The sequence below is a fragment of the Thioclava sp. DLFJ4-1 genome (genome assembly GCF_002020145.1).
Taxonomy (GTDB): domain Bacteria; phylum Pseudomonadota; class Alphaproteobacteria; order Rhodobacterales; family Rhodobacteraceae; genus Thioclava; species Thioclava sediminum.
In genome coordinates this window covers 1,107,814-1,126,644 of sequence record NZ_MPZT01000001.1, presented here as the reverse complement: position 1 = coordinate 1,126,644, position 18,831 = coordinate 1,107,814, and the positions used below count along the sequence as shown (strand labels likewise).

Below are 18,831 nucleotides of genomic sequence, written 5' to 3'. Positions count from 1 at the left end.
TCCCGACCGGCGTGGAGGTCTGTGACGCAATGGTCCATGGCGGGCCCTATCCCGCGTCCACGAACTTCGGCGCGACCTCGGTCGGCACCCTTTCGATCCGGCGCTTCCTGCGTCCGGTCTGCTACCAGAACATCCCCGAGGGCGTGCTGCCCGCGGACCTTGCGTGAGTTTCGTCGGCTTTCGTTTCAGGCAGAACGATGAACAGCCTGAAGTGGTCGCTTAAGCTACACGCTCTTGAGGATGTTGCTGCGTTTGGCAGGCCTTCGATTTTTGGTCGGGCGAAGTCCTTCCCGGGGGGGCGAACTATGGTGCCCCCCGCGTGCCGCCTTTTTTGAGCATAAGCCGAAGCTGCCGCGCCGGCCCGCAATCCAGCCGTTCAGGAAAGCTAGCTATAGTCTGTCATATAGCTAGCTTTTCCCGACAGACCCCCGGCGCCGTTTTTCGCACCGGTCTCCTGCCCGTTTTTTCAGGTCACCAACTTATCCTCGAGCGAGAGCCAAGGAAGAGAAGAGGTGATCCATGAGCTATCAGTTTGTCCATATCGAATGTTACTCGGCCGCCCCGCGCAAGGTTAAGGGGGCGCCTGAGCAGGTGAACACGGCCGAGCAGGTCTTTGGCGAGGCGATGCGGGTGCCACGCTATTCGCGCCATGTTGCGGAGCCGAAAACGCCAATCAAGCTTGACGGCACGACGACGCTCAAAAAGCTCGAGGCGCTCTGGGCCAAGAAGGTGGAGACGATCCGTGAGACCGTGAAAAGTGCGAAAGGCACGAGCTATCAGCGTCGGCTGCGTCGGGATGCGGCGACGCTTTATGCGGAAATTCACTCGCATCCATTATCGGTTGAGACCCTGACCCATGATGGGGGACGGCATGCACCTGAGATCAAGACCTGGGTGCAGCGAGTGCTTGCGCATTTTAAAATCCGGATGCCGCAGGGCGTGGAGTGGGCGGCCGTGCTGCATCTCGATGAGGCCCATGTCCACCTCCACATCTTGGCGATCAATGTCGACGATCCGAAGCTCGATGCGAACAAGCTGCATGCGGGCAAACGCGCGGCCACGGAGGTGCGCGCCTCCTGCGAGACCCCTTCGGCCATTTGCTCGCTCCCGCGTCCCATTCCCAAGCCTCTTCCTCCGAGACCGCGCAAGCGGGCTCTTGGCAAGCGACCGGAGACCATCGCGCGCAACAAGGCGCATAATGCTGCGCGTCTTGAGGCGTGGCGCACGGACTGTCGCGCGGCGCGGGCTGAAAATGCGAAGGTGCTCGCGTCGTGGAAAGAAGAGAACCGCACCCATCTGAAGGCGGCTCGAAAACTGCGGGGTGAGGTTCCGGAAATGGTCGCCTACCGTGCGGCCATGCGTCAGTTCCAGGACGATTACCACCGGGCGGTCGGAGAGCACTGCGGGCTCTTGCGCGACGGGCCGCGAAAAGCGCGGCTAACGACGAAACAACATGCCGCGCGCAAGGCGATCGCGGAGCAGATGCGAGTGCAGTCTGCGGAGCTCGACCGAAGAACTCTTGAGTTTGCGCAAAAGCAAGCCGCCCTGAGCAATGTCATCGCCGCGCTTTCCGGCGGCGGTGCCGAAATTTTGGGCGGCGAGTTAGTGATGGAGGATATGCCTAACTGTCTCACTAAGCTTGGTGAGAGCGACGAAGACCGGATCATCCAGGGGATTCTGGATCTCCTAGTGCGTGCAGGGGAGGCCGGTGTTGGTGCGCTGCAGCTGTCGCGCGATGACGAGATTGATGGGCCGGGGATGGGGTAGGCGCCCGATGCCTTCTCCTATGCCGACCTTGCGTTCCTAAGTCGAAGTATTCGGCGATCACGCCGTCCCGACTTCAGCTCTGCCGAGGCGCGACCTCGAAAAGCTCTGTGTGATCATCCTGAATGCGGTCGATCTGATCGAGGATCCGCGACAGGTGATCGCGCATCGCCTGCGTCGCGCGGTCAAGGTCCCGGCTTTCGAGCGCGCTCAGGATCTTCACGTGATCGTCGAACGCATCGCGCGAGGCGAAAGACAGCGACAGCATCCGCACGCGGTCCATGTGCCCCTTGTTCTCGGCGATCAGTTCCCATGTGAAGCCGAGCCCGGCACGGGTGCAGATCTCGCGATGAAACTGATCGTCCAGTTCGTGGAATTTGGTCTTCTCACCCTTTTCCATCGCGGCGCGCTGTTGCTCGATCAGATCGCGCAACGCCGCGAGATCCTCATCGGTCAATGCGGCGACCGCGACGCGCACAGTTTCAACCTCGAGCGCGTTGCGAATGAAGCGCGCCTGCAGCACCGCTTCGCGTGAAATCAGCGAGACCGTCGTCGCACGCTGAGGTCGAATCACAAGAAATCCGAGCTTCGACAAACGGTAGAAGGCATCGCGCACCGGCTGGCGCGAAACCCCCATCTGCTTGGCGACCTCCACTTCTGAGAGCTTGGTGCCCGGTGGCAGGGATAGCCCCAGAACCTGTTGGCGTAAATGTTCGAAAACGACATCGGAAACCGACATGCGTGCGTTCTGATCAAGCTGGGTCAAAGGCAGGGGCGCGGGCATCGGAACTCCTCGTTGACGGTCCGGGTATTCTAGCATATTAGTTTATTAGTTCGGTGGTAGTCCACCTAAGAAAATAGCTACAGGGGGAGCGATAGACCATGGCGCTGTTGAATAAAGATCGCCTGCTGCCAGCGGATCCGGGGGTTCGTGCCCTTGCGCGCGATCTCTATGACACGATCAAGGACGCCCCGATCATCTCGCCCCACGGCCATACCGATCCGCGCTGGTATGCGCAGAACGAAGCCTTTCCCGATCCCGCCCAGCTTTTCGTGACGCCCGATCACTATGTGTTCCGGATGCTTCACAGCCAAGGCGTGCCGCTGGAAGCGCTTGGCGTGCCGCGCGTCGATGGCGGCGAGACGGAAACCGATGGCCGCAAGATCTGGCGGCTGTTCGCGGAGCATTACCACCTGTTCCGCGCCACGCCCTCGCGGATCTGGCTGGACTATGCGTTCGAGACGATCTTCGGCTTCACCGAGCGGCTCAGCGCCGACACCGCGGACATGTATTACGATCGCATTTCGGAGGCGCTTCAGCGCCCGGAGATGCGCCCGCGCGCTTTGTTCGATCAGTTCAATATCGAGGTGATCGCGACTACCGAAAGCCCGCTCGAGGATCTGAAATGGCACCGGATGATCCGCGAAAGCGGGTGGGGCGGGCGCGTGATCACCGCCTATCGCCCCGATCCGGTGGTCGATCCCGATTTCGAAGGCTTCGCGCAGAATGTCGAGACGTTCTGTCAGCTTGGCGGGCAGTCGGGCACATCCTTCGCGGCCTATCTGGACGCCCATCGCGACCGGCGCGCCTATTTCGCCTCTTTCGGGGCGACCTCGACCGACCACGGTCATCCGAGTGCCGCGACGCTCAATCTGGATCGCGCCGCGGTAGAGGCGCTCTATGACAAGGTGCTCGCGGGGAAAGCGGACGCGGCGGAGCGCGAGGCATTCCGCGCCCAGATGCTGACCGAGATGGCGAAGCTGTCCTGCGAGGACGGTCTGGTGATGCAGATCCATCCCGGCTCGTCGCGCAACCATTCTGATCCTATCCTGTCCCGCTTCGGGCGCGACAAGGGCTGCGATATCCCGACGCGCACCGATTATGTCGCAGCCCTCAAGCCGCTTCTGGATGCGGTGGGGCAGAACCCCGAGCTGCGCGTCATCCTGTTCACACTCGACGAGACCACCTATGCGCGCGAGCTGGCGCCGCTGGCAGGGGTCTATCCCTGTCTGCGCCTCGGCCCCGCGTGGTGGTTCCACGACAGCTTCGAGGGCATGTGGCGCTACCGCGAGATGACCACCGAAACCGCGGGTTTCTACAACACGGTCGGCTTCAACGACGACACCCGTGCCTATTTGTCGATCCCCGCGCGCCATGACGTCGCGCGCCGGGTCGATGCCGGATTCCTTGCCAACTTGGTCGCCACCGGGCGGCTGACGGAGGAGGAAGCTTCTGAGGTCATCCACGACCTCACACACAGGCTTGCACGCCAAGCCTACAAGCTCTGATTGAGCACTTTCTGGGAGGAGAGAAGTAATGAAGAAGACACTGACACCTATCGCTGCGCTGCTGATTTCGGCCGCCAGCGTCACGACCGCGTCGGCCTGCGACATGACCCTGCGCTCGTCGGACACCCACCCCGACGGCTACCCGACCGTCGAGGCGGTGAAATCGATGGCGAAAGAGGTCGAGGCGAAGACCAATGGCCGAATCTGCATCGAGGTCTACCCTTCGGCTCAGCTCGGCGAGGAAAAGGATACGATCGAGCAGACCCAGCTGGGCGTGATCGACATGGTGCGCGCCTCGTTCGGCACCTTTAACGACATCGTGCCGGAAACGCAGCTGTTCTCGCTGCCCTACCTGTTCCGCTCGGTCGAGCATCAGCACCACGTTCTCGACGGGCCGATCGGCGCGGAAGTCGGCAAGGCGTTCGAGGCACATGATCTGGTGCAGCTGGCCAATTACGACGCCGGTTCGCGCAGCTTCTACAACTCCGAGCATCCGATCAAATCGATCGACGATCTTCAGGGCATGAAGTTCCGCGTGATGCAGAACGACGTGTTCGTCGACATGATGAAGGCGATCGGCGCCAATGCTACGCCGATGCCCTATGGCGAGGTCTATTCCTCGATCCAGACCGGCGTCATCGACGGCGCAGAGAACAACTGGCCCTCCTATGACAGCTCGGGCCATTACGAGGTCGCGCCCTATTACACGCAGGACCAGCACCTGATGGTGCCGGAACTGGTGGCGATGTCGCTCACGACCTGGAACAAGCTGAGCCCCGACGACCAGAAGGTCATCAAGGCTGCTGCGAAGAACTCGGAAACGCTCGAGCGCAAGCTCTGGGCCGAGCAGGAAAAGAAATCCGAGGACAAGGTCGAAGCGGCTGGCGTCAAAGTCGTGAAGGATATCGACAAGCAGCCCTTCATCGACGCGATGAAGCCGGTCTACGACAAGTATGTGACCACGCCCGAGGCGAAGGATTTGGTGGCGCGCATTCAAGCGACGAAGTGATCTGACCCCTCGACCCCCGCCCGAAGGGGCGGGGGCACCTTCTTTCCGTGGAGTTCCCTCCGATGCGCAACATTGTGGAGAAACTAGCCGTCTGGACCGGCTGGTTGGGCCAGGCTGCCCTATGGCTATCAGGGATCGGGTTGGTGCTGATGACGGCCTTCGTCTTCGCCCAGGTCTTTTACCGCTACGTCCTCGGCTCAAGCCTGTTCTGGGCCGAACCGGCCAGTGTGATCCTGATGGGTTGGTTCATCTTTCTCGGCGCGGCTGTCGGCATCCGGGAGGGCTACCACCTCAGCTTCGACGTGCTGCTTTTCGTGCTGCCCGAAAAGGTGCGCCTGACCTTCTTCTCGATTTCTGACCTCGTGGTCGCGGCCTTCGGTTTCGGGATGCTCAAATACGGCTGGGAGCTGGCTGACAAGATGGCCGCCACGACGATTTCGGGGCTCGGCGTTTCCGGGGCCTTCCGCTTCGTGCCGGTCGCGGCGGGCGGAGCGCTGCTGATGATCTTCTGCGCCGAGCGCATCCTGCGCCGGCTCGCGGGTCTGTCTACGTCGCGGTTCGGCGACGATCACGACGCGGCGGAGCTCGAGGGCGAAGCTGTAACTGGCGAAGGGAACTGAGCTCATGGAACTCTGGATCTTGTTCGGGACCTTTACCGTCCTTCTGCTGATCGGAACGCCGGTCGCATTCTGTCTCGGCGTGGCCTCCTTTGCGACAGTCACCTATCTCGGGCTTCCCCCGGTGGTGGTGTTCCAGCGTCTGAATTCCGGCGTCTCGGTCTTTGCGCTGATGGCGATCCCGTTCTTCATCTATGCCGGTGACCTGATGGTGCGCGGCGATATCGCGCGGCGGTTGGTCGCGCTGGCGGGCGCCTTGGTGGGGCATATGCGCGGCGGGCTGGGGCAGGTGAACATCCTCGCCTCGGTGATGTTCGGCGGCGTGTCGGGCTCGGCTGCGGCGGATGCCTCGGCAGTGGGCGGCCTGATGGTGCCGCAGATGCGCGAACGAGGTTACGGCGCGGATTACGGCGTGAACATCACCGTCACGGCGGCGATCATCGCGCTGATGCTACCGCCCAGCCATAACATGATCATCTATTCGATCTCGGCAGGCGGGAAGATCTCGATCGCCGACCTGTTCACCGCCGGGATTATTCCGGGTCTGGTGCTTGCGCTGTCGCTGATGACCGCCGCCTATTTCGTCGCCAAACGCCGCGGCTACCCGACCGAACCGTTTCCCGGTCGCAGGGCCCTCGGGCGGTTGTTCTGGAACGCGATGCCCGGTCTGATCATGATCCTGATCATCTTCGGCGGCGTGCGCTCGGGCATTTTTACCGCCTCTGAAAGCTCCAATATCGCGGTGGTCTACGCGCTTCTGGTGACCGTCTTCCTGTATCGCACGATGAAGCTGTCGGATTTCATCGAAGCGACCAAGGGCGCGGTGCGCACGACGGCGATGGTGCTGATGGTGATCGGCTGCGCGGCCTCCTTCGGCTGGCTGCTGGCCTATCTGCAAGTGCCGGCCAAGCTGATCAATCTGCTCGAGAATTTCTCGCATAATCCGATCGTCATCCTGCTGCTGATCAACCTGTTGCTGCTGGTGCTGGGCACGTTCATGGACATGTCGCCGCTGATCGTGATCACCACGCCGATCTTCCTGCCCGTGGCTCAGGCCTTCGGCGTCGATCCGGTGCAGTTCGGGGTGATCCTCGTGCTCAACCTCGGGATCGGTCTCTGCACGCCGCCGGTCGGTGCGGTGCTGTTCGTCGGCTGCGCAGTGGGCCGGGTGCCGATCACGACGGTGATGAAATCGATCTGGCCGTTCTATTTCGCGACCTTCGCCACGCTGATGCTGGTGACCTACATCCCGGCGCTTTCGCTCTGGCTGCCGTCGGTCTTCCACTGAGAGGAGTTTTCGCATGAGCTATCCGATCGCCTATCCCGATGAGGGCATCGCCCGTCAGGTGCTGACCGAAAACGAGCAGATGATGCTGGTCTCGGTTCGCTTCGAGGCCGGGGCAGAGGGCGCGCTCCACTCCCATCCTCACGTGCAGGCCACCTACTGCACCTCCGGCGAATTTCGCTTTGTCCTCGATGGTGCGGAGCACGTGCTGCGCGCCGGGGACAGCCTGATGATACCGTCCGGCGCCGAACACGGCTGTGTCTGCGTCGAAGCGGGGGAGCTGCTCGACTGCTTTACCCCGCGCCGCGACGACTTTTTGTGAAAGGACATTCAATGCTCAGCGTAGAAACCCGCCACGCCATCCATCCCGATCACGCCCGCACCATGGGCACGCAAGAGCTGCGTGAGCATTTCCTGGGCACGGGGCTGTTCGCGCCCGGCGAGATCCGCTTGATCTACACGCATTACGACCGCTTCACCCTCGGAGGCGCGGTGCCGAATGGCGCATCGCTGACGCTCGACGTGGTGGACGAGACGCGGACCGCCACCTTCCTCGAGCGGCGCGAAATGGGCGTCGTGAATATCGGCGGCACGGGACGCGTCTCAGCCGCTGGCGACACCTGGGAGATGGGGCGCGGTGATGTCCTGTATCTGGGCATGGGCGCAGGACCGGTGACCTTCGAGGGCGACGGCCGGTTCTATCTGGTTTCCGCCCCCGCGCATCGCGCCTGTCCGCATCGCCTGATCAAGCTTGCCGAGGCGAACCGCGTCGAGCTGGGCGAAGCTGCGACCTCCAACAAACGCGTCATCAACCAGTTCATCCATCCGACCGTGATGGAAAGCTGCCAGCTGGTGCTGGGCTATACCCAACTGGTCGAGGGGTCAGTCTGGAACACGATGCCCGCGCATGTCCATGACCGCCGGATGGAGGCCTACCTCTACTGGGGCATGACGCCCGAGGCGCGCGTGCTGCACCTGATGGGCGAGCCGACCGAGACCCGCCACATGATGATCGCCAACGAGGAGGCCGTGATCTCGCCGCCGTGGTCGATCCACTCCGGGGCCGGGATCGGCGAATATACCTTCATCTGGGCGATGGCGGGCGACAATGTCGATTACACCGACATGGACTTCGTGCAGCCGGCGGATCTGAAATGAGCCCGTTTTCGCTAGAGAACCGCCGCGCCCTCGTCACCGGCGCGAACACCGGCATCGGTCAGGCAATCGCTGTGTCGCTGGCTGCGCAAGGCGCACATGTGACCTGTGCTGGGCGGCGCGAATGCACCGAAACGCTGGCGATGATCGCTGATGCGGGCGGGCAGGGCGAGGCGCTGCTCCTCGACTTCGCGGACCCGATGGCCGCGCAGGACAGCTTCACGGAGGCGGGCTATTCGATCCTCGTGAACAACGCGGGCATCATCCGGCGCGAAGACAGTCTGGAGTTCACCGAGACCGATTGGGACGCGGTGATGGACGTGAACCTCAAGGCGCTGTTCTTCACCACGCAAGCCTTCGCCCGCGCCGCGCTCGAGCAGGGCAATACGCCTTCGGCAGTGGTGAACATCGCCTCGCTGCTATCCTTTCAGGGCGGCATCCGCGTGCCGTCCTACACCGCGTCCAAGCATGGTGTGGCGGGGCTGACCAAGATCCTCGCCAACGAATGGGCGGCCAAAGGGATCAACGTAAACGCCATCGCACCCGGCTATATCGCGACCAACAACACCGAGGCTCTGCGCGCCGATCCAGAGCGCAGCGAAGCGATCCTTGCGCGAATTCCGGCCGGGCGCTGGGGCGATCCTTCCGATATCGGCGGCACCGCCGCCTTCCTGTGTTCCCCCGCCGCGCGCTACATCCATGGCGCGGTCCTGAATGTCGATGGAGGCTGGCTTGCCCGCTGAACGTCTCACCCGCGAAAGCGCGAAGCTCAAAACCGGTATCGTCCATCTCGGCCTCGGCGCGTTCTTCCGCGCCCATGGGGCGATCTACACGGCTGAGGCTGCTGCGAAAAGCGGCGGCGACTGGGGGATCACCGGCGTGTCGCTGCAATCGTCGCGGATGCGCGATGCGCTGGCGCCGCAGGATTTCGCCTATAGCGGGCTGGAGTTCGGCCCCGAGGGCGAAACGCCCGAGCGCATCGAGATCGTCAGCGATATTCTGGTGGCCCGCGAAAATCCGCAAGCGGTGCTCGACGTGATGGTCGATCCGGATGTGCGCATCGTATCGCTCACGATCACTGAGAAGGGCTATTGCCATTCGCCCGCGACCGGCGCGCTTGACCCCGATCATCCCGATATCGTGCATGACATGGCCAACGACCTGCCCGTCTCTGCGCCCGGCTATCTTGTGCGTGCGCTGCAGCTGCGCCACGCGCGCGGCCTGCGTCCCTTCACCGCGATGAGCTGTGACAACCTGCCCGAAAACGGCCGGCTGCTGCGCGGCGTGGTGTTGGATCTGGCGCGTCGCATCGACCCGGAGCTGGCGGACTGGATCGCGGCTGAGGGGCGGTTCCCGTCGACCATGGTGGACCGCATCGTGCCCGCGACGAAGCCGGAGGACATCGCGCGGCTCGAAGAGCTCGCCGGCTGGCACGACGCCTTGCCGGTAATGCACGAGCCGTTCCGCCAATGGGTGATCGAGGATGATTTCGTCGATGGCGAGCGGCCCGATTGGGGCGCGGTCGGTGTCGAGATGGTCAGCGACGTCACTCCGTTCGAGCATATGAAACTGCGGATGCTGAACGGCACCCACAGCTCTCTGGCCTATCTTGGCTATCTGGCGGGGTTCGAGACGATTTCCGACACGATGGACGACGAGGTGATGGCCGACTTCGTGCGCTATCTGTGGCGCGACGAGATCATCCCTTCGCTGACCCCGCCGCCGGGCGTCTCGCTCGAGCGTTATGCCGACGCGCTCGCAGAGCGCTACGCCAATCCCGCGATCCGTCACCGGACATGGCAAATCGCGATGGATGGCAGCCAGAAACTGCCGCAGCGCATTCTGGCCACCGTCGCCGATGCGTTGAAGGCCGGGCGGAGCTGCCCGGGCCTGATGCTCGCGATCGCGGCCTGGATGCGCTACGTCGGCGGCGTCGACGAGAGCGGGCAGCCGATCGAGGTGAAAGACCCGCTGGCCGCTGAGTTGCGTGCGCTCTCCGACAGTGCCGCGGATGCCGAGGGCAAGGTTGCGGCGCTTCTGTCGTTGCGTTCTGTGTTTCCGCCCGAGCTCGCACAATCCCTGCAGGCCCCGGTCACGGAGGCCTATCGCGTGCTCGTCGAAAAAGGCGCGCGCGCCGCGGTGCGGGAGGTTCTCCAATGATCGAGAGCTGGCGTTGGTATGGCCCCGAGCTGGACACGATTTCCCTGCCGCAGATCGTGCAGACGGGCGCATCCGGCATCGTAACCGCCTTGCACGAGATCGCCTATGGCGAGGTCTGGTCGCGCGAGGCGATCACGGAGCGGCGCGCCCGGATCGAGGCGGCGGGGCTGCATTGGCACGTGGTCGAAAGCCTGCCGATCCATGAGCGGATCAAGCGCGGCGAAGGCGATCTGAGCGCGCTCTTCGCCAATTACCGTCAATCGATGGCCAATCTCGCCGCCGAGGGCATCACCACGATCTGCTACAATTTCATGCCTGTTCTGGACTGGACCCGCACCGATCTGACCGCGCCACTTGCGACAGGCGGTAGCTGCCTGCGCTTCGAGGCCTATCGCATGGCGGCTTTTGAGATTCACATGCTGAAGCGCGAAGGGGCCGAGGACGATTACACGCCCGACGTTTGCGCCCGCGCCAAGACCTTGTTCGAGGGTTCGACACAAGACGAGCGTGACGCGCTGTTGCACGCGATCATGTCGGGTCTGCCGGGTGCCTATGACCGCTACGACATCGCCGGGCTGCGGGACCAGCTCGCGCTTTATGACGGTATCGATCGCGACGAGATCCGGCGCAATTTCAAACGCTTCCTCGATGAGGTGATCCCCGCGGCAGAGGAGCTGGGGCTGCGGTTCTGCGTCCATCCCGACGATCCGCCGCGCGACATTCTGGGTCTGCCCCGTGTCGTCTCCAACGCCGAGGATATCGACTGGATCCTGCGGGCGCATGATAGTCCCGCGAACGGGCTGACGCTTTGCACCGGCTCGCTCGGGGCGAACCCGGCCAACGATCTGCCCGCGATCGCCGAGCGCTTTGCGCCGCATATCCATTTCGCGCATCTGCGCAACGTGCGCAAAGATCCCGATGGCAGTTTCGAGGAAGCCGCGCATCTGGGTGGCGATACCGATATGGTCGCGGTTTCCGCGGCTCTGCTGGCCGAGGAAACGCGCCGGGCGTCCGAGGGGCGTGCGGATGCGCAGATTCCGTTCCGCCCCGATCACGGTCATGTCTTGCTCGATGACGCCGCCCGCGGCTCTTTCCCTGGCTATCCGCTGATCGGGCGGATGCGCGGGCTGGCCGAGATGCGCGGCGTGATTGCCGGGTTGAAAGGGCGTCGCGATGGCTGAAGCGATTACACTTCATCCGCGCGATACCGTAGCCGTTCTGGCCGCGCGCGCCGATGCGGGCAGCATCCCGCTTGGCACCGGTGAACCGCTCGCGCAGCCAGTCTCCGCCGGGCACAAGCTGGCGCGGGTGGCGATGGCCGAGGGTGATCCGGTGATCAAGTTTGGCCAGATTATCGGCCGCGCCAGTGCCCCGATCGCGGTGGGCGAACATCTCCATAGCCACAATGTCAGCTATTCCAAGCATGACGAGACCCACCAGATCGGCGCGGATCTCGCAAACGCCGAGGCCGCGATCCCGAAGGTCGCGCCCCGCAGTTTCATGGGCTACGAACGCGCCGACGGTCGGGTCGGCACGCGTAATTATATCGCGCTCTGCGCAACGGTGAACTGCTCGGCCACGGTGATCAAATGCGCAGCCGCCGAGATCACGGCTGAGGGCGCGCTCGATCCTTATGACAACATCGATGGCGTCGTCGCCTTCGCCCATGGCACCGGCTGCGGTATGGCGGCGAGCGGGCGCGGGGCGGACAGCCTCGAGCGTGTCCTCTGGGGGCATGCGACCCACCCGAATGTCGGTGCGGCGATCTTCGTGGGCTTGGGCTGCGAAGTGATGCAGATCGCGCGCATGGAGGCGCATTTCGGGTCTGCGGGGACCGAACGGTTCCATGCGCTGACCATTCAGGAGACCGGCGGCACCCGCGCCACGATCGAGGCGATCAAGGCGAAGCTGCGCGAGATCCTGCCGCAGGTTAACAAGGCCAGCCGCAGCTCCTGCCCGGTTTCCGCGCTGCGGATCGGATTGCAATGCGGCGGCTCGGACGGGTTCTCCGCGATCACCGCAAACCCGGCGCTGGGTGTGGCCTCGGACCTGATCGTGGGGCAGGGCGGGGGCGTGATCCTCTCCGAGACCCCCGAGATCCATGGCGCCGAAGATCTGCTGCTGCGCCGCACTATGCCCGAGGTGGCCGAAAAGCTCCTTGGTTGTCTCGACTGGTGGGAGGGCTATGCCGCACAGGGCGGCGGATCGATGGACAACAACCCCAGCCCCGGCAACAAGCAGGGCGGGATCACCACGATCCTCGAGAAATCCCTCGGCGCGGTCGCGAAGGCCGGGGCGACGCCGCTGCGGGCCTTCTATGACTATGCCGAGCAGGTCCGCACGCCGGGGCTGAGCTTCATGGATAGCCCGGGTTACGATCCTGTTTCGGCGACGGGCCAGATCGCGGCAGGTGCGCAGATCGTGGTGTTCACCACCGGGCGCGGCTCTGCCTTCGGCTCGAAACCCGCGCCGACGATCAAGCTGGCGACTTCGGATCGGCTCATGGAGGCGATGCCCGACGATATGGATATCGGCTGCGGCGACATCCTCAGCCAAGGCGTGTCGATCGCTGACAAGGGCGCGGAAATCTTCGAGGCGATCCTGCGTGTCGCATCGGGAGAGAAAACCAAATCTGAAGACCTCGGGCTGGGCGATAACGAATTCCAGCCGTGGCAAATCGGAGCGGTGATGTGACGAAGAAACCCGTGATCGCATGCGTCGGGGAAGCGATGGTCGAGCTGTCTTTCGATCGCCCCGAGCAGCAGATCGGCTTTGCCGGCGATACGCTCAACACCGCGGTCTATCTTGCGCGCGCGACTGGGGCGGCAGCGCAGGTCGAATTCGTGACCGTGCTGGGGCGTGATGCGGTCTCCGATCGCATGGGCGCTTTCATTGCCGCCCAAGGCGTGGGCTGCGCGCACATTCGTCGCCACCCCGAGCGTCTGCCCGGTATCTACGCGATCGCACTCGACGCAAAGGGAGAGCGCAGCTTTTCCTATTGGCGCGATCAATCCGCGGCGCGCTGCCTGTTTGAGGACGGGTTCGCGCAGCTTGAAGGGGTCGATCTGATCTATCTCAGCGCGATCACGCTGGCGATCCTGCCCCATTCGGTGCGCCTGTCGCTCTTGGCACATCTGGAGGCACATCCCGCCCGGGTGGCTTTCGATTCCAACTACCGCCCGCGGCTCTGGGAAGATATCGAGACCGCCCGCGCCGTGACCGAGGCGGCGTGGCGCATCAGTGACATTGCGCTGCCTTCGCTGGATGACGAGATGGCGCTCTTCGGTGATCGCGATGCGCAAGCGGTGCGCGCACGGCTTAACGGCTGGGGCGCGCGCAAAGGCGCGTTGAAGATGGGCGCGGGAGGGGCGATATCGCTCGATCCCACCGCCAAGCCGCTCGACCTGCCTGCTGCGCAAAAGGTGGTCGATACCACCGCAGCCGGCGACAGTTTCAACGGTGCATGGCTCGCCGCGCATTTTCGGGGCGCTTCAGACGAGGGCTGCCTTGTTCAGGCTCATGCCTGCGCGCTCGAGGTGATCGCGCAGCCGGGGGCGATCATAGCTGCGTAGCTACCAAAGAGGGGGCTCGTCTTGCAACTTGCGATGCCGCGATCCCCCGAGTGGCCAAGATTGCCGGTTCCAGCGGCACGCAGCGCGACCCGAGAGGGGATCGGGCTTCAATCTCCATTCTTCACCCCAGTCGTCGGCTCAGCTCTTCGGTCTTATGGATTGATTATTGTTAGTTGCTCAGAGTGATACGGCCTCGGTCAAGATTTTTGATCTTAAGTCCTCAGGATCGCCGCCTCATGATGCTGCCAGCCCGAAATCGCGCGGCGAGATCGCGATATCGGCAATCGTGTAGTTGTCGAGCGTCGCCAAGAAAGCCGCCCGGGCTTCCGCCAAGGGAGAAATCAAACGGCAGGATGCTGTGATCGTGCAATCTCCGTCGCTGCGCATACATTCGACGAGATCGAAATCCGTCTCCATGTGGCGCACAATTGTTCCGACGCCGATCTCTTGGGCGGCACGTGCAAGCCCCAGGCCGCCGGACCGGCCGCGTTGGGCAGTCAGAAATTCGCCTCGGGTCAGCGCGTTGACGACCTTCATGACCGTGCTTCGAGGCGCGTGATAGGCCGCGACGAGATGATCGATCGTGAAGCGGCGGTCTTTCATCGACGCCGCATAGATCATGACGCGCAAGGCAAGGTCCGTAGTGTCGTTCAAGCGCATTCGCAGATCTCTCCTGATCGGGCTCCCAAGCGACGCGTCTCGTATCACGAGGCCGGACAGAATGTCGCACAAGAAAAACATACCTGTGATTGGCATCTTAATTCCCGAGAGAATAGATGCGGTTCATTGGTATGTTTTATAACCCAGGAGACAATGATGGCCAAGCCGCTCTCGGAAAACACACTCGCGATCATCGAAGCCACTGCACCCGTCGTCGCCGAGCACGTCGATCAGATCGTGCCGGTCATGTATCGCAGGCTGCTCGCCGCTCCCGAAATCCGGGCGCTGTTCAACATGTCGCATCAACATGGCAACTCGCCGCAGCACAAAGCGCTCGCGGGGGCGCTGGTGGCCTATGCGACCCATATCCGGAATCCCGGGGTCTTGGCCGATGCGCTGGAACGGATCGCACAGAAACATGTCGGTTTGCAGATCCTCCCCGAGCATTACCCCCATGTCGGCGAAGCGCTGCTGGGCGCTGTCGCCGAGGTGTTGGGCGAGGTCGCGACCCCCGAGATCCTGAATGCCTGGGGCGAGGCCTACTGGTTCCTTGCCAATACGCTCATCGAGCGAGAAGAAGAGATCTACGCCGGTGCGGAAGAACAGGACGGCGGCTGGCGCGGGTGGCGGCGCTTCAAGGTTGGCGCGAAGGACAGCGAAACCTCCGAGATCGCGTCCTTCACGCTCTATCCCGTGGATGGGTTGCCTGTTCTCAAGCATCGCCCCGGTCAGTATCTGAGCTTCCGCTTTGCACCTGCGGAAGGCGAGGAGTATCGGCGCAACTACTCGATCTCCTCGGCGCCGGATGGTCAGTCCTACCGCATCACCGTCAAGCGCGAGCCCGGCGGGCGGATCTCCAACTGGCTGCATGATGCGGTCGAGGTCGGCGCCGAGTTCGACGTGGCCGCGCCCGCTGGCGAGTTCTTCCTCGATCCCGCAGACAAGCGAGAGGTGGTTCTGCTGTCAGGCGGCGTTGGCCTCACCCCGATGATCTCGATGCTGGAGAGCTATGGCGGCGGCGATCTGCGGATGGTCTATGTCCACGCGACGCGGAACGGCCAGTCCCATGCGCTTGCCGCGACCTCCCGTGCGAAGGCGCATGAGAGCCACGTCTTCTATGAGGTGCCGGAAGAGAATGATGTCGCGAATGGTGTCCATACCGGCCGCGTCGATCCGAACTGGCTCGTGCAGATCAGCGATCCCGCTAGGGCGGACTATTTCATCTGCGGCCCGACGGGCTTCATGCAGGAGATGGTTTCCGGTCTGAAGGCAGCAAACGTTCCGGACGCTCGCATTCACTATGAGTTCTTCGGCCCCGCATCCGCGCAGATCGGTTGATACCTCGTCCCAGCGCTCTATCCGTCGAGCGCCGGGCCGCCGCTCTATGTGACCAGAGCTGCTTTGAAGAGATGCCGGTGACTTGAAAAGGGGAGGGGACGATACACGACGGGCCGCACCTAGAACCGCACCCTCTTGCTGTTGAACGAGCTCCTGCGAGCCCGGAGCTTCACCCGCATGTCGATATACGTTCTGAGCATGATGTGTCGTCGATCGAACGTCCTAGCTGCCTAAGCTTCATGGCAATCTCTTCCGGCTTGTGCCGCTTATTCGATGTCTCTCGTCCTCCGTTTTCTGAATAGAACGGTGGGGTCGTGCGACCGGGAGGCTCAAAGCGACGTAATCGCTCTTTGCTTTGGCATGCCGCCGAAAAGATTAGACAATTTGAGCTTCAGAAGCTGACATAGAAGAAGGCCGGGGAAGGCTCAGATGAACGCGAAGCAGCCGGGCGATCGCCCGGCTGCTCCCGCCACCAACCTGACAGCTTGAGGGGCTAACTGCGTCAGGTCACTCGACGATGTGCTTGAAAGGGTGTGGGTGGTTCACGCCGTCGATAGCGGTAGGGTGGAAAAGCTTGGATGGCCTTGAGGGTCTCAAGGCGGGCTGAGAAAACGGGATCACATCTCGGGCAAAGCAGAGATATAAGGTAAGAAAAAGACCAAAAAATATGCATTTTAGGCTCCAAGATAACTATTTGGAGAAAGTGTCGTTCCTTAAATTGAAATGACGACCACTCAACCTTTGAGCGAGAAGGTGGCGAGAGGACGGTGGGAAAGTGACGGATTTGTGTCTGACTTTTTCTTTCTTGTGCCGACCATGATTTCGGTCCGATTGCGGCGTTTATAATTGCGTTCGCCGAATTCTACGAGGATCTGCGCGTCTTTGCAGCGAGAGATGTATGCCCTCAGAGCCCCGCAATCAGATAGGGCGGACTATGAGAGATAGTGGCGCCCCCCATGGCAACTCACGCCTTCAAAGTCCGGTCGAGGTTGCCTCATACGCACCCCGGCTCCCCGCGTCACTCGCCCGTTTGGTCGCCTCTCCGAAGATCGCCGATCCGCCGCTCGATCGCGTCGAGCCGCAGGAGAACTTCATCCCGGTAGGCACCGGTGCGCGTGGTCTCCTCTTCTGAATGAGCGTCCTGCATAGAATCCACGATCAGGCCCACCAGGAGGTTCACCACTGCGAAGGTCGTGACCATTATGAAGGGCAAGAAGAAGGTCCAGGCCAGAGGGTGGGTTTCCATCACTGGGCGCACGAAGCCCATCTCGCTCCAACGCTTCCAGCGGTTGTAGAGTGTTTTGGGTGGACCGTATTCCTGCGGTGCATCGCGCCAGTGCAACCCATTGCGGTTTATGAAGATTATCCCGCTCAGAATATGACGATCATCAACCCGTGGGCGGCCATGGCTCTTCGGAAGTGAGGAAGATCAGAAAACAGTCCATTGGACTGTTTTTCTGACGAACGGCTCGAGCAGTGCCATCTTCTCGTCGCTCAGCCAGAGAAGACTGCTCACCACACGCGCCTATATCTAGTCAAGCGGACGATCGAGAGCGGTCTTCCCTGCTTTTGAGCTGAATTGGTCGTCTCGGCAAAGAAGCTTTCCTCCAGGGGTATGGCTTGCGTCCTTTTGCCGACCCACTCGGTTCGATTTTTGGTAAATCCGGCCCCCCCCCCCCCCCATCTTTCCCACAGCGGGTATCCTTCGGCGTGGGTGTTTTTCCCTCCGGCAGATCGCGCGGGCACGAGGAACGTATCGCGAGAAAGGTCATGCCCCGACGCGGTCGTATTTCTTCCTCTGACACGTGCTTCATAGGGCCGCGCTCGCTTAGAATGAAACTGCTCCGCAAGGGGTCAGGTTTCGCGCAGGCCCTCAGGCACGGCGTAACCCCAGTCGGGATACATTTCGCAGATGACTTCCTTCATCAGGCAGATGGGCGGCGAGGTGTCTCCTTGCCGGTAATTCATGAAGATTGGCGAAGTGGGGTGTTCCTCGATGGGACGATAGCAGATGCCTTCCATCCGGAGCCTGTCCAGAGAAGCAGGCACGACCGCGATACCCTCCTCGGCCGCGACGAGGCCGAGGGCGATGTGCAGTTCGCGGGCTTCATGGGCGATCATCGGCGTCAGTCCGTGGTCGTGGAAAACCGTCAGAACCTGATCGGCGTAGCTCGGGCGCGGCTTGCTCGGGTAAAGGATCTGCGGCTCTTCGGCGACCCGCGACAGGGGCAGCGGCGCGTCGGTTCCGGCCAGGGGATGCGTGATCGGAAGAGCGACGATCATTTGTTCTTCACGCAGCAGAACGCGCCGGATGTCAGTGTCCTCGAACCGCTGGGTGCCAAAACCCGCGTCGATCCTTCCTTCCTTCAAGGCGTTAATCTGTTCAAGGCTGCTCATCTCGACGAGATGCACTTCGATATCGCTGGCTTTCTTGCGAAAACCTCGGATCAGTGCTGGAAATCGACCATACATCGTCGAGGCGACGAAGCCGAAGACCACGCTGCGCTTGGCGCTCTTGATCGTTCGCGTCATCATTACCTTCGTCGCTTCGGCATGGCCGAGTATCTGTTCGGCCTGCTTCAGGAACAGACGCCCAGCCGGGCTCAGGCGCAACGGACGCACCGAGCGGTCGATCAGCTCCGCGCCCATCTCCGCCTCGAGCATCTGAATCTGCCGGCTCAGAGGAGGCTGTGCCATGTTGAGTGTGTTCGCCGCACGCGAGAAGCTCCTCTCCCGCGCCACCGCCACGAAATAGCGGAGCTGCCGCATTTCCATACTATACCCTCCCGGCATAAAGGCAGACTTACTTGGTCTTGGCCAAACGCCTCTCACTTTGTCAGTTTAGCCGAAGCTTGATTGAGCCGGGTAGAGGAGGACGCTACCCGTCGGGAGGTATCGCTCGATACCTATTAGGTCTGAAGAGCCGCGAGATGGCTCCGAAACCCGATTTTCGGGAACGGTTTTTTACACCCGGACGGTCGG

At 62.3% G+C, this 18,831-nt stretch carries 16 protein-coding genes and 2 pseudogenes; 14 read left to right on the top strand and 4 right to left on the bottom strand.

The genetic code is table 11. The features are described from left to right. Window positions 1–167: pseudogene (locus tag BMI85_RS21615) on the top strand (aldehyde dehydrogenase (NADP(+))); the annotation flags it as partial. A 352-nt stretch (window positions 168–519) separates the two neighbouring features. Continuing rightward, window positions 520–1,767: a hypothetical protein gene (locus BMI85_RS05100; protein ID WP_078599806.1), complete on the top strand. Its 1,248-nt coding sequence runs from the start codon at window positions 520–522 to the stop codon at window positions 1,765–1,767. 73 nt (window positions 1,768–1,840) lie between these two features. On the opposite strand, the gene BMI85_RS05095 is transcribed toward BMI85_RS05100, so the two are convergent. Beyond that, window positions 1,841–2,503 (bottom strand): GntR family transcriptional regulator, encoded by a 663-nt coding sequence (locus BMI85_RS05095; protein WP_246832483.1) that lies wholly within the window; start codon window positions 2,501–2,503, stop codon window positions 1,841–1,843. A 143-nt stretch (window positions 2,504–2,646) separates the two neighbouring features. Between BMI85_RS05095 and uxaC the strand changes: the two genes are divergently transcribed. The 11 genes from uxaC (at window position 2,647) to BMI85_RS05040 (ending at window position 13,851) form a co-directional block, all read left to right on the top strand. Continuing rightward, window positions 2,647–4,053, top strand: a complete 1,407-nt coding sequence (gene uxaC / locus BMI85_RS05090) for a glucuronate isomerase (protein ID WP_078599804.1) — start codon at window positions 2,647–2,649, stop codon at window positions 4,051–4,053. A 28-nt stretch (window positions 4,054–4,081) separates the two neighbouring features. After that, on the top strand, window positions 4,082–5,062 hold the full coding sequence (locus BMI85_RS05085; protein WP_078545535.1) for a TRAP transporter substrate-binding protein: 981 nt from the start codon (window positions 4,082–4,084) through the stop codon (window positions 5,060–5,062). A gap of 62 nt (window positions 5,063–5,124) precedes the next feature. Beyond that, window positions 5,125–5,682 (top strand): TRAP transporter small permease, encoded by a 558-nt coding sequence (locus BMI85_RS05080; RefSeq protein ID WP_078545537.1) that lies wholly within the window; start codon window positions 5,125–5,127, stop codon window positions 5,680–5,682. Between the two features lie 4 nt (window positions 5,683–5,686). Continuing rightward, a complete protein-coding gene (locus BMI85_RS05075) occupies window positions 5,687–6,967 on the top strand; it encodes a TRAP transporter large permease (protein WP_078540065.1) in 1,281 nt (426 codons plus the stop codon). 13 nt (window positions 6,968–6,980) lie between these two features. Next, window positions 6,981–7,286 carry a cupin domain-containing protein gene (locus tag BMI85_RS05070; RefSeq protein ID WP_078599802.1) on the top strand — a complete coding sequence of 102 codons (306 nt, stop codon included), beginning with the start codon at window positions 6,981–6,983 and terminating at the stop codon, window positions 7,284–7,286. 11 nt (window positions 7,287–7,297) lie between these two features. After that, window positions 7,298–8,122 (top strand): 5-dehydro-4-deoxy-D-glucuronate isomerase, encoded by an 825-nt coding sequence (gene kduI, locus BMI85_RS05065; RefSeq protein ID WP_078599800.1) that lies wholly within the window; start codon window positions 7,298–7,300, stop codon window positions 8,120–8,122. After that, window positions 8,119–8,862: a 2-dehydro-3-deoxy-D-gluconate 5-dehydrogenase KduD gene (gene kduD, locus BMI85_RS05060; RefSeq protein ID WP_078599798.1), complete on the top strand. Its 744-nt coding sequence runs from the start codon at window positions 8,119–8,121 to the stop codon at window positions 8,860–8,862. The genes kduI and kduD overlap by 4 nt, the downstream gene beginning before the upstream one ends. Beyond that, window positions 8,840–10,279 (top strand): mannitol dehydrogenase family protein, encoded by a 1,440-nt coding sequence (locus BMI85_RS05055; protein ID WP_078599916.1) that lies wholly within the window; start codon window positions 8,840–8,842, stop codon window positions 10,277–10,279. Before kduD ends, BMI85_RS05055 begins: the two co-directional genes overlap by 23 nt. Beyond that, window positions 10,276–11,460 (top strand): mannonate dehydratase, encoded by a 1,185-nt coding sequence (gene uxuA / locus BMI85_RS05050; protein WP_078599796.1) that lies wholly within the window; start codon window positions 10,276–10,278, stop codon window positions 11,458–11,460. Before BMI85_RS05055 ends, uxuA begins: the two co-directional genes overlap by 4 nt. Beyond that, window positions 11,453–12,973, top strand: a complete 1,521-nt coding sequence (locus BMI85_RS05045; RefSeq protein WP_078599794.1) for an altronate dehydratase family protein — start codon at window positions 11,453–11,455, stop codon at window positions 12,971–12,973. Before uxuA ends, BMI85_RS05045 begins: the two co-directional genes overlap by 8 nt. After that, window positions 12,970–13,851 carry a sugar kinase gene (locus BMI85_RS05040; protein ID WP_246831626.1) on the top strand — a complete coding sequence of 294 codons (882 nt, stop codon included), beginning with the start codon at window positions 12,970–12,972 and terminating at the stop codon, window positions 13,849–13,851. The genes BMI85_RS05045 and BMI85_RS05040 overlap by 4 nt, the downstream gene beginning before the upstream one ends. Before the next feature lie 234 nt (window positions 13,852–14,085). Here BMI85_RS05040 and BMI85_RS05035 read toward each other — a convergent pair whose 3' ends face one another. Next, window positions 14,086–14,511 carry an Rrf2 family transcriptional regulator gene (locus BMI85_RS05035; protein WP_078540059.1) on the bottom strand — a complete coding sequence of 142 codons (426 nt, stop codon included), beginning with the start codon at window positions 14,509–14,511 and terminating at the stop codon, window positions 14,086–14,088. A gap of 156 nt (window positions 14,512–14,667) precedes the next feature. Between BMI85_RS05035 and hmpA the strand changes: the two genes are divergently transcribed. Further along, the gene (gene hmpA / locus BMI85_RS05030; RefSeq protein WP_078599793.1) at window positions 14,668–15,849 is read left to right on the top strand and encodes an NO-inducible flavohemoprotein; all 1,182 of its coding nucleotides are present in this window, start codon (window positions 14,668–14,670) and stop codon (window positions 15,847–15,849) included. A gap of 1,261 nt (window positions 15,850–17,110) precedes the next feature. Here hmpA and BMI85_RS21535 read toward each other — a convergent pair. Then, window positions 17,111–17,365, bottom strand: a pseudogene (locus BMI85_RS21535) (transposase); the annotation flags it as partial. Between the two features lie 338 nt (window positions 17,366–17,703). Next, on the bottom strand, window positions 17,704–18,624 hold the full coding sequence (locus tag BMI85_RS05020; RefSeq protein WP_078599792.1) for a LysR family transcriptional regulator: 921 nt from the start codon (window positions 18,622–18,624) through the stop codon (window positions 17,704–17,706). Window positions 18,625–18,831: the final 207 nt, after the last annotated feature.

What these genes read in the sequence shown, in the direction of transcription:
- BMI85_RS05070 (WP_078599802.1), top strand. Translation starts at nt 6,981, where the DNA reads ATGAGCTATCCGATCGCCTATCCCGATGAGGGCATCGCCCGTCAGGTG.
- BMI85_RS05055 (WP_078599916.1), top strand. Translation starts at nt 8,840, where the DNA reads ATGGAGGCTGGCTTGCCCGCTGAACGTCTCACCCGCGAAAGCGCGAAG.
- BMI85_RS05045 (WP_078599794.1), top strand. Translation starts at nt 11,453, where the DNA reads ATGGCTGAAGCGATTACACTTCATCCGCGCGATACCGTAGCCGTTCTG.
- BMI85_RS05035 (WP_078540059.1), bottom strand. Translation starts at nt 14,511, where the DNA reads ATGCGCTTGAACGACACTACGGACCTTGCCTTGCGCGTCATGATCTAT.
- BMI85_RS05085 (WP_078545535.1), top strand. Translation starts at nt 4,082, where the DNA reads ATGAAGAAGACACTGACACCTATCGCTGCGCTGCTGATTTCGGCCGCC.
- kduD (WP_078599798.1), top strand. Translation starts at nt 8,119, where the DNA reads ATGAGCCCGTTTTCGCTAGAGAACCGCCGCGCCCTCGTCACCGGCGCG.
- uxaC (WP_078599804.1), top strand. Translation starts at nt 2,647, where the DNA reads ATGGCGCTGTTGAATAAAGATCGCCTGCTGCCAGCGGATCCGGGGGTT.
- BMI85_RS05100 (WP_078599806.1), top strand. Translation starts at nt 520, where the DNA reads ATGAGCTATCAGTTTGTCCATATCGAATGTTACTCGGCCGCCCCGCGC.
- kduI (WP_078599800.1), top strand. Translation starts at nt 7,298, where the DNA reads ATGCTCAGCGTAGAAACCCGCCACGCCATCCATCCCGATCACGCCCGC.
- hmpA (WP_078599793.1), top strand. Translation starts at nt 14,668, where the DNA reads ATGGCCAAGCCGCTCTCGGAAAACACACTCGCGATCATCGAAGCCACT.
- uxuA (WP_078599796.1), top strand. Translation starts at nt 10,276, where the DNA reads ATGATCGAGAGCTGGCGTTGGTATGGCCCCGAGCTGGACACGATTTCC.
- BMI85_RS05020 (WP_078599792.1), bottom strand. Translation starts at nt 18,624, where the DNA reads ATGGAAATGCGGCAGCTCCGCTATTTCGTGGCGGTGGCGCGGGAGAGG.
- BMI85_RS05075 (WP_078540065.1), top strand. Translation starts at nt 5,687, where the DNA reads ATGGAACTCTGGATCTTGTTCGGGACCTTTACCGTCCTTCTGCTGATC.
- BMI85_RS05080 (WP_078545537.1), top strand. Translation starts at nt 5,125, where the DNA reads ATGCGCAACATTGTGGAGAAACTAGCCGTCTGGACCGGCTGGTTGGGC.
- BMI85_RS05095 (WP_246832483.1), bottom strand. Translation starts at nt 2,503, where the DNA reads ATGTCGGTTTCCGATGTCGTTTTCGAACATTTACGCCAACAGGTTCTG.